Annotated in this window: 13 protein-coding genes, 1 tRNA gene and 1 riboswitch; of the genes, 10 read left to right on the top strand and 4 right to left on the bottom strand. The window is 52.9% G+C overall.

Going from position 1 to position 15,032, the window contains the following annotated elements:
* Positions 1-288 precede the first annotated feature (288 nt).
* The 4 genes from rsgA (at position 289) to T458_RS46495 (ending at position 4,982) form a co-directional block, all read left to right on the top strand.
* On the top strand, positions 289-1,332 hold the full coding sequence (rsgA, locus tag T458_RS46510) for a ribosome small subunit-dependent GTPase A (protein ID WP_031306014.1): 1,044 nt from the start codon (positions 289-291) through the stop codon (positions 1,330-1,332).
* Between the two features lie 126 nt (positions 1,333-1,458).
* Positions 1,459-1,560: riboswitch (purine riboswitch) on the top strand.
* 216 nt (positions 1,561-1,776) lie between these two features.
* Complete coding sequence (locus T458_RS46505; RefSeq protein WP_023557951.1) at positions 1,777-2,367, top strand: xanthine phosphoribosyltransferase; 591 nt, start codon at positions 1,777-1,779, stop codon at positions 2,365-2,367.
* Positions 2,368-2,401: 34 nt separating this feature from the next.
* On the top strand, positions 2,402-3,715 hold the full coding sequence (locus T458_RS46500) for a nucleobase:cation symporter-2 family protein (protein ID WP_023557950.1): 1,314 nt from the start codon (positions 2,402-2,404) through the stop codon (positions 3,713-3,715).
* Between the two features lie 163 nt (positions 3,716-3,878).
* Entirely contained in the window at positions 3,879-4,982 is a 1,104-nt protein-coding gene (locus tag T458_RS46495; RefSeq protein WP_023557949.1) for a chymotrypsin family serine protease, read from the top strand.
* Positions 4,983-4,991: 9 nt separating this feature from the next.
* Here the strand turns inward: T458_RS46495 and fosB are convergent, their stop codons facing one another.
* The 4 genes from fosB to T458_RS46475 form a co-directional block, all read right to left on the bottom strand.
* Positions 4,992-5,417, bottom strand: coding sequence for a metallothiol transferase FosB (fosB, locus tag T458_RS46490; protein ID WP_023557948.1), 426 nt, complete (start codon positions 5,415-5,417; stop codon positions 4,992-4,994).
* Between the two features lie 59 nt (positions 5,418-5,476).
* On the bottom strand, positions 5,477-6,640 hold the full coding sequence (locus T458_RS46485; RefSeq protein ID WP_023557947.1) for an FAD-dependent monooxygenase: 1,164 nt from the start codon (positions 6,638-6,640) through the stop codon (positions 5,477-5,479).
* A 29-nt stretch (positions 6,641-6,669) separates the two neighbouring features.
* A complete protein-coding gene (locus T458_RS46480; protein ID WP_023557946.1) occupies positions 6,670-7,275 on the bottom strand; it encodes a TetR/AcrR family transcriptional regulator in 606 nt (201 codons plus the stop codon).
* Positions 7,276-7,499: 224 nt separating this feature from the next.
* Positions 7,500-7,736, bottom strand: a complete 237-nt coding sequence (locus tag T458_RS46475; RefSeq protein WP_023557945.1) for a hypothetical protein — start codon at positions 7,734-7,736, stop codon at positions 7,500-7,502.
* Positions 7,737-7,882: 146 nt separating this feature from the next.
* Here T458_RS46475 and T458_RS46470 point away from each other — a divergent pair, with 146 nt between their 5' ends.
* The 6 genes from T458_RS46470 to ltrA all read left to right on the top strand — a co-directional run bounded on the left by T458_RS46470 (position 7,883) and on the right by ltrA (position 14,956).
* Positions 7,883-8,362 (top strand): hypothetical protein, encoded by a 480-nt coding sequence (locus T458_RS46470; RefSeq protein WP_023557944.1) that lies wholly within the window; start codon positions 7,883-7,885, stop codon positions 8,360-8,362.
* A 151-nt stretch (positions 8,363-8,513) separates the two neighbouring features.
* A tRNA-Leu gene (locus T458_RS46465) sits at positions 8,514-8,596 on the top strand.
* 129 nt (positions 8,597-8,725) lie between these two features.
* A complete protein-coding gene (locus tag T458_RS46460; RefSeq protein ID WP_023557943.1) occupies positions 8,726-9,250 on the top strand; it encodes a type 1 glutamine amidotransferase domain-containing protein in 525 nt (174 codons plus the stop codon).
* 226 nt (positions 9,251-9,476) lie between these two features.
* Positions 9,477-11,117, top strand: a complete 1,641-nt coding sequence (locus tag T458_RS46455; RefSeq protein ID WP_023557942.1) for a dynamin family protein — start codon at positions 9,477-9,479, stop codon at positions 11,115-11,117.
* Positions 11,118-11,126: 9 nt separating this feature from the next.
* Entirely contained in the window at positions 11,127-13,094 is a 1,968-nt protein-coding gene (locus T458_RS46450; RefSeq protein WP_023557941.1) for a dynamin family protein, read from the top strand.
* Between the two features lie 605 nt (positions 13,095-13,699).
* Entirely contained in the window at positions 13,700-14,956 is a 1,257-nt protein-coding gene (gene ltrA / locus T458_RS46440) for a group II intron reverse transcriptase/maturase (protein ID WP_023554544.1), read from the top strand.
* Positions 14,957-15,032: the final 76 nt, after the last annotated feature.

The raw sequence follows: 15,032 nt of genomic DNA, 5'->3' as shown, positions 1-15,032 counted from the left end.
TACTTCGTGTTACAATAACTGGGAAACAATACGCAAGATCCATACTGCCTTCATCAAAGGTAATGGGTTCTGTAGAAAAAGGAGCGATGTATTATGGAAACTATGTACATGAACAAACAGCTAATTGCAGGAATCGGGTCGCAGGAATCCTCCTTTTAAACGAACGACAACCCGTTTACCAGATGAGGATTCGACTGTGACTGGTGGAAGTGTGAAACCATTTACAGGGGGAATCCGCAGGTGAATCAGCCTCAACAAGAGAATAAAGCAGAACGTATTTTACAAAAAATGGGATGGAATGCAGCCTTTGAAGCGCATTTTGCCCCTTATGCCGAGCAAGGCTACAGCGTGGGACGTGTCACGCTGGAACATAAACGAATCTATCGTGTGATAAGCGAGCATGGAGAGCTTTTGGGCGAGGTGACAGGAAAGCTTCGCTATGAGGCATCCGGTCGGGAGGATTATCCGGCCGTTGGCGACTGGGTGGTGATCAGCCCGCGGCCGGAGGAGCAAAAAGCGACGATCCATGCCTTGCTTCCCCGAAAAAGCAAGTTCTCCCGCAAAGTGGCGGGAAGTACGGTAGAGGAGCAGATCGTCGCCACCAACGTCGATACTGTGTTTCTCGTCAATGCGTTGAATCACGACTTTAATCTGCGTCGGATCGAGCGCTATCTCATCCTTGCTTGGGAGAGCGGGGCTGCACCCGTCATCGTGCTGAGCAAGGCGGATCTGTGCGACGATCTGGAAGCCCGCATCGCGGAGGTTGAGTCCGTCGCGATCGGGGTACCGGTGCATGTCGTCAGTGCCGAACAAGATGAGGGCTTGGACCAGCTCGCACCCTATTTGGGGGAAGGTCAGACTGTCGCCTTGCTCGGTTCTTCCGGTGTCGGAAAATCCACGTTGATCAACAAGCTGAGCGGTGCCGAGATGCAGCGTGTCAGCGAGGTTCGGGCCGGAGATGACCGGGGACGCCATACGACGACACATCGGGAGCTGTTCCTTTTGCCGCGCGGCGGTTTGATGATCGATACCCCGGGAATGCGCGAGCTGCAGCTGTGGGAAGCGGATGAAGGGTTTCGCGACGCCTTCGACGATATCGAATCGCTCGGGGAGTCCTGCCGTTTCAGCGATTGCCAGCATTTGCGCGAGCCCGGCTGCGCGATTCGAGCAGCCTTGGCTGACGGTACACTGGACCAATCGCGCTACGACAATTACCGCAAGCTGCAACGGGAATTGGCGCATCTGGCGCGCAAGGAAGATGCGGCATTGCGGGCGGCCGAGAAGGCAAAGTGGAAGAAAATTACGATGGGCCAACGCCAAAAAAAGAAATAACACAGGATCTTGCAACCCTCGATCAATCTGGATCGGGGGTTTTGCTTTTGCTTTTGGCTACTCTGGCAGCCTGCAAAAAAATAACGCTTGATACCACTTCATGAGATATGGTAGATTGGTCAGTATCGAAACAAGATACTGTGTGCTCGTATAATTTTGGGAATAAGGCCCAACAGTTTCTACCGGGTGACCGTAAATCGCCTGACTACGAGTGAAAGAGCGTCTAGGGTTCCGTTTTTCCTATGTCGGTTTTTGTCTTTTGCACATAGGGAAAAGGCTGGTCCGAGCGACGCTGGCACGTCATGTGCTACACCTGAGGGAGAAAAGCCCAGAGGGACAGGTTTCACTTGGTGTTGGTTGTTAGGTAACCAGCCAGGGACCTGTCTGCTCTGGGCTTTATTGCGTTACAGTGAAGCTGGGGAGATAAAGGGAGGACAAACAGACATGAAGGAATTGCAAGAACGTATCATGCGGGATGGAAAAGTTCTATCTGCATCTGTGTTGAAAGTGGATTCGTTCCTGAATCATCAGGTCGACCCGCGCTTGACCATGCAGATCGGACAAGCCTTTGCCAAGCGTTTTGAAGGGGAGCGCATCACCAAGGTGCTGACGATTGAAGCGAGCGGAATTCACTTCGCGATGGCTACGGCTTACACGCTCGGGGTGCCGTTCATCTACGCGAAAAAGAAAAAGGCAATCACCTTGTCCGAAGAGGTATACGCTGCACCCGTCCACTCCTTCACACGTCAGGAGACTTATCAGATCAGCGTAGCTCGTCAGTATCTGTCTGCGGAGGATCGGATTTTGATCGTCGATGATTTTCTCGCGACAGGAGCAGCATTGGTCGGACTCACTCAGATCATCAAGGAGTCTGGAGCCCAACTGGTCGGCATCGGAGCAGTCATCGAAAAAAGCTTCCAAGAGGGGCGCGGCCTGCTCGAACAAGCAGGTGTCCGCATCGAATCCCTCGCCCGGATTCAGTCCATGTCCACGGAGCATATCGAATTTATCGAACCGGCTTCCAGCCTCGTTTAAAATACGCGCAAATAGAGGAGAGTATCGAACCGTCATGCTATCCAAACAAAAAGTGATTACCCTGGGCTTCCAGCATGTCCTGGCGATGTATGCAGGCGCTGTCGTCGTTCCTTTGATCATCGGGGCAGCGTTGAAGCTGACGCCTGCTCAAATCGCTTACCTGATCGCTGCAGACTTGTTCACATGCGGAATCGCGACGCTTTTGCAAGTAATCGGCACCCGGTATACGGGAATTCGCCTCCCGGTCGTGCTAGGCTGTACCTTTACAGCTGTAGGTCCGATCATCGCCATCGCTTCGACCAGCAATCTGGCTACTGCATACGGGGCGATTATCATATCCGGGATCTTCGTCGTCCTGGCTGCTCCTCTCTTTGGGAAACTGCTGAAATTCTTCCCGACGGTAGTACAAGGCTCCGTCGTAACCATCATTGGTCTTTCGCTCATTCCCGTAGCGATGAACAATGCGGCTGGGGGCCAGGACAGCCCTGATTTCGGACAGCCAAGCAATCTGCTGTTGGCCTTGGGCACGCTGATCATCATTTTGCTGGTCAACCGCTTTGCGACCGGATTTGTCCGGGCCATCTCTGTTCTGCTGGGGTTGATCGCAGGTACAGTGGCCGGCTATATGATGGGAATCGTCCATTTCGGATCGGTTGTCGAAGCCTCCTGGTTCAGTGTCGTCAAGCCTTTCTATTTTGGTGTTCCTGAGTTTAGTGTTGTAGCAATCATTACGATGATCCTGGTGAATATTATCAGCATGGCCGAGTCTACAGGCGTGTACTTCGCATTGGGCAAAACCACCAACAAGGAAGTCAGCAACGAGGACGTCGTCAAAGGCCTGCGCGGAGAAGGGGTAGCGATCGTTCTCGGGGGAATCTTCAACGCATTTCCGTATACTGCTTTCTCGCAAAACGTGGGTCTTGTCCAATTGAGCGGCATCAAAAGCCGTGACGTCATGATCGGGGCGGGCGGCATCCTCGTCGTGCTCGGTCTGCTGCCGAAGCTGGCTGCATTGACAACCGTCATTCCCAACGCCGTTCTGGGGGGAGCGATGATCGCCATGTTCGGGATGGTAGTCGCTTCCGGCATCAACATCCTGTCTCAAGTAGACCTGCGGCAAAATGAAAATCTTCTGATCGCCGCGTGCAGCATCGCGGTCGGCCTTGGCTCTGCCGCTGTGCCGGGCATGTTCGAGCAGCTGCCGACGATGTTGAAAATGCTGTTGCAAAACGGAATTGTCACCGGCTCCTTGACAGCCGTCGTATTGAATCTGGTGCTGGTTCACTGGAACAAGAACCTCAAGCAAGCCCTGGTAGAAAACAACCAAACGGTCTCCGAAGCGTCGTAAAATAAGAAGAGGGTGTTCCCGAGCAGATTTCCTGCTTGTGGAGCACCTTTTTTCTGTATAAAAAAAGGCTTTCAGATCCGCTGCATCTGTCCGAGGTACCTGGCCACATCGAACATACGATGAGGAAGAGAACTTCGTCTCACACCGAAGAGGGAGGGATACGATGGCGACGATGCAACACGCCTTGCGTGCCAAGGAGAAACTGGTGAAGGACTGGGGCAAATTGCCTGGAGTTGTAGGGATTGGAGTGGGATTTGCCAACGGAGTGAACAGGGCGGGCGGATTATGTGTCGTCTTGTACACCTTGCATTCGCAGGCTTCCATGAAAAAGAAATGCCCGTCCTGCGTTCACGTCCCCAACGCCAAGACGGGCAATTCCGTACGTGTACCGGTGAGGATCGTCAAATCCGGCCGCTGCTGCTGCCATCCTCTTGTCAAACCGAAAGCGACCGGCAGAGGACTTCGCAGCCGAATTCGTCCCGTCATAGCCGGATACAGTGTGGGGAGGCGCGGCATATCCGGCACAGCGGGCTTGATCGTCAGCCAGGCGGCCAACCAGGCACGGCGGTTTTTGCTGAGCAACAACCACGTGTTGAATCGGAACAATTCCGGCGCCTATACGGAAGTCTTGCAGCCCGGCGGTGCGGACGGCGGACGCCCGGGAAGGGACCGAATCGGCAGGATGTCCCGCTATGTGCGACTGAGACGTGGCGGGGTCAATTACCTTGATGCGGCGATCGCGATACCAAGCAGTCAGCGTTTGCTCGCCCCACGCTATGCCAGAATCGGCAGGATTCCCGGGTCAGTACGCTCGTATGCATTGGGAAGCCGCCTGAAAAAGGTGGGACGCTCCTCCGGCTTTGTCAGAGGCGTTGTCGTCTCGATTCACACCGATATCATGGTTGACTACGGCCGCTATGGGGGCCTGGGGCAGATTCGTTTCCGCAATCAGACCGTGATTCGCGGTTCACGGGCCGTTTCGCTTGCCGGGGATTCCGGCTCCGTCTGGCTGACGTCAGGGAATCGTGCTGCCGCTGTCAATTTTGCCGGTTCCGAAGATGGCCGTCTCTCCATTTCATTCCCCGTTCAATGGGCGCTGCAGGCATTTGGCATTCGAGTGGCGCGTGCCACCGCAAGCAGGGCGCGTTCTCGAACATCTCGATTACATCCGCGTCGTCGTCCCAACTCGACCAGACGATTGAACCCAACTGAGCTTCGTTCGATTCGCAAGCAGATCAGAGGCATGGGCCGAAGATCTGGTCGATAGCTGCCACCACTACTCAAAGAAGGTCATATGATGCTTTTCATCCCGGTAGTACGCGAGTCGATCCTCGAGCGTTCCGGTATGCAATTCAAATTTATGTCCGTCCGGATCGGTGAAGTAGATGGAACGCCGATCCCGCTCATCCCGTTCCCGTCCGGGCAGGATATGCACCTGGTGGGCTTCCAGATGCGACTTCCAGGTGTCGAAGCTCTCCTCGTCGATCGAGAAGGCCAGATGTGTGTAAGAATCTTGGATCTCACGGCGGGGAATATCGCTTTCTTCATTTAAAGCCAGCCAGTATCCATTCCACTCAAAATAGGCCAGCTTCCTGCCGCGGACGAGTGGACGCGCCCCAAGGACATCGCGATAAAAACAAAAGGACCGCTCAAGATCGGATACAGAAAACCAAAAATGATTGATGCCGTTTAGCTTTGGCATGGGATCATCCTCATTTCTTTCAGACATTTCCCTCTATTGTAGACAAGAAGCGATCTTCGTTACAACAATCCGTCAAGCCTCACTTCATACAGATATTTCAATTGCTTCTCCAAAATCCTTGGCGGAATAAGCGGGAACAGCGCATCGCGAAGGGCGCTGGAAACGTGCCCATGCAGCTGTGCTACCTTTCCGATTCGGTCGGACATTCTGGTAATTTGCCCGGTTCGGCCGATTCGTTCGCGTTCATATCTAAGCAATGCGTCTTCAATGACGGGACTCTGTTTCAAGTGACTTGCCAGGATGACGGCGTCTTCCACAGACTGTCCGGCGCCTTGCCCCATATTGGGCGTCATAGCATGAGCCGCATCACCGAGCAAAACGACGCGTCCGAACGCAAAACGGCTGATTGGCGGCAGATCATAAATATCATGCTGCAGCATGTGATGATCAGAGGTTTGTGCCAGGATTTGAGGGATGGGTTCATGATAGCCCTCGAAGATCTTCATCAAGTCCCGTGCCGTATAGGTTCTGAGTGAGGAATCTGGGGCTTTGGCATTCAAGCAGGCGAACCAATAGATTCGGTTGTTCGACAAGGGAACCAATCCGAAGCGTCCCCTGCGCCCCCATGTTTCGATAAATATATTCGGATTATAATGAAGCAAGTCCGGTTCAGCCTGCACAACCGCCCTCCAGCAAGTGTATCCGGCATATCGCGGTTTTGCGTTCGGCAGCAGGGCTTCGCGAATGTTGGAGTGGACACCATCCGCGGCGACTAGCAAATCGCCTTCCTCCGTTGAACCGTCTTCAAACCACACTTTCACCCCGGAGCCATTTTGCTCAAAACGGCTGCAAGTCCTTCCCGTATGGACAACTTGCTCTGGACCTAAAGCGCTCATAAGCAACTCCAGCAGCACTCCCCGTTCAATCGTGACATTGTCGGGTCCGTACTTGTGGCTTATTGCCGCTGTTTCCGTACGCTGCAGGATTTTCCCTGCAGGCGTAAGGATGCGAAGCTCATCCAACGCTTTTCCTGCCCGAAGGATTTGATCGCCAACATCAAGCTGCTGCAATGCTCGGACTGCGTTCGCCCCGATTCCGAGCCCGGCACCTGCGAAACGCACTTCCTGCTTGCTTTCAAATACTTTCACATCCATCCCGATTTTGCGCAACGCAATGGCTGTGCCAAGCCCTCCGATGCCAGCGCCGATAATGATTGCTTTCATCGTTCATTCACCGCTTTCCATATATGTGATCAAGAGCGGAACCGTTCACGACCCTCCTCGGATAAACTGCCTTCCATCACGATCGAGAACACGTGCTGAAACATTTCAGCGAAGCTGTACGGCAACCCGCCGATCACCTCCGGATGCTCCAAATGCTGCATCGCCTGAATCAATACATTCGCGATAATCATCGGCGGAATATCGGAGCGGAATAACCCATCCTTCGCCCCTTGTTCGAACATGCCGATCAGCGTTCCCGTTATGAGGCTCCTCCGGCGTTCCTCAAGATGGGCATATGCTTCTGGGACGGCCTTTCGGAAGTCTTCGACGACCGAGACGTGCAAGTGACGAAACCGCTTCCTGACACTTAGAATGAACGACTGAACCTTCTCTGTGATCTCCAGACTATCGTCGTTGATGATGCTTTGCATTTCCTGCTCGAATGAATGATAGAAATCGTCGATTACGGCAAACAGCAGTTCTTCTTTACTTGAAAAATATTTATAAAACGTCGATTTGCTCATCTTCAGGTCGGACGCAAACTGTGCAGTCGAAACTTTGGAGTAACCGATTGTTGAAAACTGTTGCTGGGCATAATCCAAGATGCGTTTTCTTATCTTATGTTCCTTAACCATCCGTTTCGTCTCCTTTAGTACCTAAAATACAATATTGGTACTCATGGTATTATACCTTCACCTATTTCGTCAACCATGTATCCATCCGCTTATCCGTCCTTGCAACAAATAAAAGAACCGCACTTCCCTGACCCATCTGGATCGGGATATGCGGCCTTTTTCCTGCAGCTCGAAATGCTGCTTTCAACCAACTGTTGCCAAACCCTTGGCCTGTTCTCTGGCAATCAGGATTTTTGTTGCTGTTGTTGTTGCTGCTGTTGCTGTTGAGTCTGAATCGTGGATTGGACCTGGGAAATCATCGTTTGCGCCTGCGCGATCTCTGTAGAAGCTGCTTTGAGTGCCTCTTCCGCCAATTGAGGATTGGCAGCAGATTGTTCAATCGCTTGCGTAATCATCGTTTTTGCCAGCGTGGCCGAGACCTCGGCCTTTTTCAGGGAATCCGTATTGATTTGACTAGGCATGCGTCATATCCTCCTCACCGAAAATGGTACATACCTTGTTACTTTGTCCGTCCATGGCAAAGTTATACATCTCTTCGCCCAACCCTGAGAACGCCCAACCAGGGGCAGGGCATGCTGCATACGCTTGTAAGAAGGAGGAATGCCGGATGCGAAGGAAATGGGTCAAGACGATCAGGGAAGCAGAAAGGGATTTCTGGACCATTGTTTTCTCTGCCAAAAAACGAGTGGGTGGTCGGGGTGTTATCCTGCCCAAACGCTTTGACACAGTCCCGAAGATTCGCCGATTCTTGCAAAAAAACATGACAAGATGCCTCGCGAACAGGGTAATCGGCAATCTCGACCTGCGCCGGATTCGCGGCAAATTAGCCATCCCCGTGGGAGATGGCATCGGGGCACCCCCAATCGTCAAAACCAAGGTGTTATCCAAATCGCCGAGACGTGTAACGATTGCTGCGTGGTTTGCTTTTGATCCGAGTGATCGTTTTTTTCGCGTCTACCAGCTTTTCAAAAAGCCGAATGGACGCTGGATCGTGGTAGGGAGACATCCGCTCGATTATCCTTTCGACAAGCCGGGCCAACGCCGAATTCTTGCAGGCTGTTGTGCGCCTTGCCAGGGGAGAAGATAGAAGCAGCCCATGTCGCTGGAGAAAAGGAGGTGTGAATCTCTTCTGTCAAATCAATAGAAAGGTCTTGCGCCGTCCACGTATCCTTGCTATAGTAAGAAAGTGATATCGAAACGTGACGAATTATGTCGAATCATGTGATGGGTTTCACAATGCCGGTATGGCGGAATTGGCAGACGCGCGCGACTCAAAATCGTGAGGGAAACCGTGGGGGTTCAAGTCCCTCTACCGGCACCAGCCATATTTTTTTTATTTCGTTATAAGGTGGGGGACAGCGTAAGAAACCTGTTTCTCACTTTTTTATATTTTTCGCGATTGTTCCTGTTACAATAGATCAATAAAACGAAACAAAAGGAGGCTGATTCCATGCGATTGGCTGGAAAGCAAATCGTCTGCTTCGTCGAGGCGGAATTTGAAGATTTGGAATTGTGGTATCCAGTGCTGAGGCTGCGGGAGGAAGGTGCCGCTGTGCATCTTGTCGGGCCGAAAGCCAAGCACGTATACATCGGAAAATACGGTGTCCCCTGCGAAACGGACCTTGCCATGGCAGAGGTGAAAGCTGCTGATTACGACGGCGTGCTCGTGCCGGGCGGATGGGCGCCGGACAAGCTGCGCCGCTATCCGGAGGTTCTCTCCTTCGTACAAGACATGCATGAAGCCAAAAAACCGATCGGACATATTTGCCACGCGGGATGGGTGCTGGCTTCGGCCAAGATCCTGCAGGGCGTAAAGACGACGTCAACACCCGGGATCAAGGACGATATGGAGAATGCGGGGGCGATCTGGATCGATGAGGAAGTGGTGGTCGACGGGCATATCGTAGGGTCGCGCAGACCGCCTGACCTGCCTGCCTACGCCAAGGCATTCGCGGATCTCGTAGCGCAAAAATAAGATTTCGGGAAGCCCGTACGTTCAGCGAGATGGACGAACGGGCTTTCTTCCGCTTCCTTCCTGTCGACCTCTTCAGGGAAAGATGAATAGGATGTAGTTGCGGATGAAAGTTCCACGTGCAAACTTTCACACAAATAATTGAACTACCCCTGCAGGTATGGTACATTCGGCTTGGTAGATACGAGAGAGAATAAAGAGAGCAGGTTTATTGGAGAGGATGGTAAAGATGCCTCACACGCATGTGCTAGAGCCGCAGACAGCGTTTGCCCGCATGGCAGAGGTCTGGGAGCGGGCTGCTGCGTATATGGATGAAAACGGGGATGGAATCACAGCAGGGAAGCTGAATCAATTGGCTGCAAAAACCAGTCAGGCGGAGCTGAACATCGCGTTCTGCGGTCACTTTTCCGCAGGCAAGTCGACGATGATCAACACGCTGTTGGGCGTGCAGCTGCTTCCTTCCAATCCGATCCCGACGAGTGCCAATGTAGTCAAAATTCGCGGTGGAGAAAAGGCCGCGCGCGTCTATACAAAAGAAAACGGAGTCGTCACCTTCGATCCGGACACGGAGATGGAGAAGCTGAAGCAGTTCGCTGTGGATGGAGATACGGTAGAGTGGGTCGAGGTACAATACCCGGGCACGTTCTTAGATGAGTATTCCAGCCTGCTCGATACGCCTGGGATCGATTCGACGGATGCCGCCCACAAGATCGCGACGGAATCGGCCTTGCATCTGGCTGATGTCGTCATCTACATGATGGACTACAATCACGTCCAGGCAGAAGAGAACTTCAATTTCACGAAAACCTTGAAGGACCGGGGAAAGCCGGTTTATTTGGTCGTGAACATGATCGACAAGCACATCGACTTCGAGCTTGATTTTGACTCCTACAAGGAAAGTGTCGAAGAAGCATTTGCTACGTGGAATATTCACCCGGACGGGATTTTTTACACCTCTTTGGCAGAGCCGGACCATGATGAGAACCAGTACGAGGCGTTTTCCGCTCTCCTGTCTCAGTTGATCGCGGACCGTGAAAAGCTCGTCGCTGACAGTGTGCGCAGCGCTGCCCATCATCTGGTCGACGAACATGTGCAGGTGTTGAAGGGACGCAATGAGGAAGCGCGGCGAAAGCTGGAAGACAAGCTCGACGCTATCCACCTGGAGGGAGTCGACAGCCGGGATACGGAAAACGTCACAGCAGCCCTCCGACAGGCGGAGGCAGAAGAGAAGACATTGGCTTCCCGCACAGCCGAAGCCCGCAAGCAGATGGAAAAGGAGCTTGGCTCGCTGCTGGACAATGCAAGACTCACCTACTACAGCACATCCGAAGCGGCACAGAGCTACCTTGAAAGCCGCAAGCCGGGATTCAAGACGGGCTTTTTGTTCGCCGGAAAGAAAACCGAAGAAGAGCGGGCGCGGCGTGAAGAGGCTCTGCTGGCCGATTTGCGTGAGAAGGTAGCCGGTAATCTCGACTTCCATTTCAAGGAACTGATGGCGAAGCTGCCGCAGACATACGACATGCGCGACGAAGCGTATCATGCCGCTGTCCACGCCACCCAGGTGGAATTGACAGGCGAGTTCCTCGCTTCCCATATCAAGAACGGGGCGGTTTCCCGCGAATACGTAATGAATTACTGCAACGACCTTTCCAACGGGATCAAGCTGGAATACCGCAGAGCCGGCCTTGCGTTGATCGAGCAGGTCGTGAAACAGTTGGAGCAGCAAGTGCAAGTGCAAAGCGGAGAGGCGCAAAAGCGACTGTCCGTGCTGCGCGAGTTGGCAGAAGTACACCACGAATTGGCGAAGCTCGCTTCGAGCGAACAGGCAGCCAAAGAACAGTTGCAGGCGATCCTGCAAGAAGGAGCGTAGCCCACGATTATGAACCAGTTGAGAGAGAAGCTGTTTGCCGCGGCTGAGCGTTTGCGGCGTACAAGTAAAGAAATCATCGATGTGCCCGGCATGCAGAACCAGGCGCAAGCGATGCTGGACCGCGCGGAGCGGCTGACGGCCAATCGCTTTACCGTAGCCTTGTTCGGAGCGTTCAGCGCGGGCAAATCCTCCTTCGCGAATGCATTGATGGGCGATCTGGTGCTGCCGGTATCGCCCAACCCGACGACGGCCGCGATCAACAAGATCATGCCGCCCACGGACACTGAACCGCATGGCACCGTACGGGTCGTACTGAAAAGCAGAGATGCAGTCGAACAGGATGTCTTGCGTTCGCTGGCTGTATTCGGTCACTCTGCTGCTGACCTTGAAGGAGCGTTGGATGAACTGAACAAAATCGATGTCACGCAGATTCCTCCTACAGCCAAACCGCACTACACCTTCTTAAAAGCGGTCACGAAAGGTCTCGGGGAGATGGCGGAACATCTCGGCGGACAGCTGCTCGTCGATATGAAGGCGTTTAAAGGCTTTGTCGCCAAGGAAGAGAAAGCATGCTTCGCCGAGTACATCGAGCTGTTCTACTCCTGCCCGTTGACCGACCAGGGAATCGTCCTGGTGGATACCCCGGGTGCGGATTCGATCAATGCCCGTCACACAGGTGTTGCGTTCGAGTACATGAAAAACGCTGATGCCGTGCTGTTTGTCACCTACTATAACCACGCCTTTTCCCAGGCAGACCGCGAGTTTTTGCTGCAAATGGGACGGGTCAAGGATACGTTTGAGATGGACAAAATGTTCTTCATCGTCAACGCGGCCGATTTGGCAGCATCCGAAGAAGAACTGCAGGGTGTCATCACCCACGTGGAAAAAAATCTGCTTACCTGCGGCATTCGTCTGCCGCGCATCTATCCCGTCTCCAGCCAGACGGCGCTCCTGGCGCGGATGCACGAGGCTGGCAAGCTGAATGCTTCGGCGGAAAAAGTCTATCGCCAGCGTACGCAATCCGCTGAAGGGGAAGAGCTTATGCCTGCAGGCGAAGCCTTTGCCCTGTCGGGGATGGCGCATTTTGAAGAGGATTTCTTGCGATTCACCATTGACGAACTTACGCAGATTGCGGTCAATGCCGCCTTGGGCGAGATTCGCCGCGCTCATCAGACATTGGCGGAATTCATGCGCATGGCCCAATCAGGGGAAAGCGAGCGTCAGGCTCGACGCGATGCTGCCAACGAGGCTCAAGCAGCCGCACTGGCAGCCGTCGATGCGCTGTCGGTTACTTCGCTGGAAAGAGATCTGGACAAAGAACGGGAAGAGCTGCTTCACTATGTCAAACAGCGCCTCTTCTTCCGCTTCAACGAACTGTACGGCTTCGCTTTCAATCCGGCTGTGCTGAAGGAAGACGGACGCAATATGAAGCAGGCTCTGCAAGGCTGCCTCACCGATCTGCTGCGCTCCATCAGCTATGATCTGGCACAGGAGCTGCGCGCTACGACGCTGCGTCTGGAAAAGTTTCTGAACAAGCAGGGTCTTACCCTCGTCCAAAACTGGCAGCGCGATGTGCAGGGCTATGCCGCAGGTCTTTCTCTTACGCCGTACCAGCCGCGACAGGTAGAGACCTTGACCTTTGCAGAAGAGCTGCCCGTATCTGCTCAAGCCTTGCAGCCTGCGCTGTCCTTGTTTAAGAACACCAAGGATTTCTTCGAGCAGGACGGCAGGGTGAAAATGCGCGAGGAATTGGAAAAACGTTTGCAGGAGCCAGTTACTGCCTACGTAGCTCAAGGAAGCGAGCAGCTTCAGGACCAGTTTTCGGCCGTGTTCGCCGAAGTCGTGCAAGTGGAGCGTTCGCGTGTGAAGGAGCAGGTCAATTCCTACTTCACCGGCCTTTTGGCAGCGCTGGAGATGAAGGTCGATTTGGACGAACTGGCAGGGAAAATGAATCGAGTGGCATCCGAATTGGAGTAGTTGGGTATATAGGAAAGCGCGGGGGACGAAACCCCCGCGCTTTTTTGGTGGTGTGCCCGGCATGGGCGTTGTCTCTAGGGTGAAAGTCCCGAATGGCGAAGGCAACAGTAGCCACTAGCTTACGACAAGGGTGTCCACCGCGAGGTGGAATCTGAAGGAAGTCTGCGGCAAACCTCCGGCCTGAGGAACACGAACTTCATATGAGGCTAACGATAGCTGGATGAGTCTGCCATACAAGACGAAGTCCATGTTGCCAAAGGCTATCGGGAGTAAATGAAGCAGGTGGATGGAGGGAAAGACAACGTTCTTACCCGGGGAGACCTGACTGGGACGCCATGCCCTCATGGTAACCTTCTCCGCTAGGAGAAACTGAACGGTCAGGAGTCAGCAGAGGCCATAGTACCGGAGTAGAGGACGCTTGAAACGGGAAGGGCCGAACATTTAGGAAGAACGGGACGCTAGGCGTTCACTCTTTATGATGATGCAGACAATCCAGATGGACTTACTTGAAGGAGGAAATGGTGAATCCATGGGGGACTTCAAGAGGGCGGAATAGAGAGTGGCACAAGTAGAAAGAACGTTCACGCGAAAGGATATCTGGTTTTATGATGGGACAACTGCTGTCACGGGAAAACCTCCTGTTGGCACTAAAGCGAGTAGAAAAGAACAAAGGAAGCCACGGTGTGGATGGTATGTCCGTAAAATCCCTACGTCAACATATCTTATCCAACTGGGACTCCCTACGAGCGTCATTGGAGAATGGAACCTATGTACCTTCGCCAGTCCGACGAGTCGAAATCCCGAAACTGAACGGTGGTGTTCGGCTATTAGGCATTCCTACCGTGACCGACCGTCTCATCCAACAAGCAATTGCACAGGTTCTTTCTCCGATATTTGATCCTATGTTCTCCGAACATAGTCATGGATTCCGTCCAAGAAGACGGGGACATGACGCAGTCAAGAAGGCACAGACATACATCGAGGAAGGATACCGTTGGGTCGTAGACATGGATCTTGAGAAGTTCTTCGATAAGGTAAACCACGATAAACTTATGGGGCTTATCGCAAAACATGTCAAAGACAGAACTATCCTAACCCTCATCCGACGCTATCTCGAATCAGGGATTATGGTTAATGGTATGGAAATTGAAAGCGATCAAGGGGTGCCGCAAGGTGGCCCGTTGAGTCCGCTCTTATCCAATATCATGTTGCACGAACTCGACAAGGAACTGGAAAAGCGGGGGCTTCGATTCCTTCGCTACGCAGATGACTGCAACATCTATGTGAAGTCAAAGAAGGCAGGAATCCGCGTGATGGATTCCGTGACCACGTTCATTGAGAGAAAGCTCAAGCTAAAAGTCAACATGGAGAAAAGCGCCGTTGATCGCCCATGGAATCGTAAATTTCTTGGTTTCAGTTTCACGGTGAACAAATCGCCCAAGATTCGAATAGCGAACGATAGTCTGAAGCGAGCAAAACAGAGGATTCGGGAGATCACCTCCCGCACTAAACCACTCCCAATGGAATACAGAATTGACGATCTCAATGAGTACCTTACAGGTTGGTGTGGCTATTTTGCCTTGGCTGATACCCCTTCGGTGTTCAGCCATCTTGACGAATGGATTCGAAGAAGACTCCGAATGTGTCTCTGGAAAGAGTGGAAGCGCCCGAAAACAAAAGTAAAAAGGCTTATCTCCTTAGGAGTTCCCAAGGAAAAAGCCTATGAATGGGGCAATTCACGAAAGAAACAATGGCGAATTGCATGTAGTCCAATTCTTCACCGAGCATTGAATAATGCTTACTGGCGTAATCAAGGTTTGAAGAGTTTGTCAGACAGATACACCTATTTGCGTCATACCTAAATGAACCGCCGTATACCGAACGGTACGTACGGTGGTGTGAGAGGACGGGGGTTAGTCACCCCCTCCTACTCGATTT

Source organism: Brevibacillus panacihumi W25, from assembly GCF_000503775.1.
In the GTDB taxonomy this organism is placed as follows: Bacteria; Bacillota; Bacilli; order Brevibacillales; family Brevibacillaceae; genus Brevibacillus; species Brevibacillus panacihumi_A.
The sequence above is the reverse complement of the archived record's forward strand: the minus strand, read 5'-3'. Positions and strand labels throughout refer to the sequence as shown.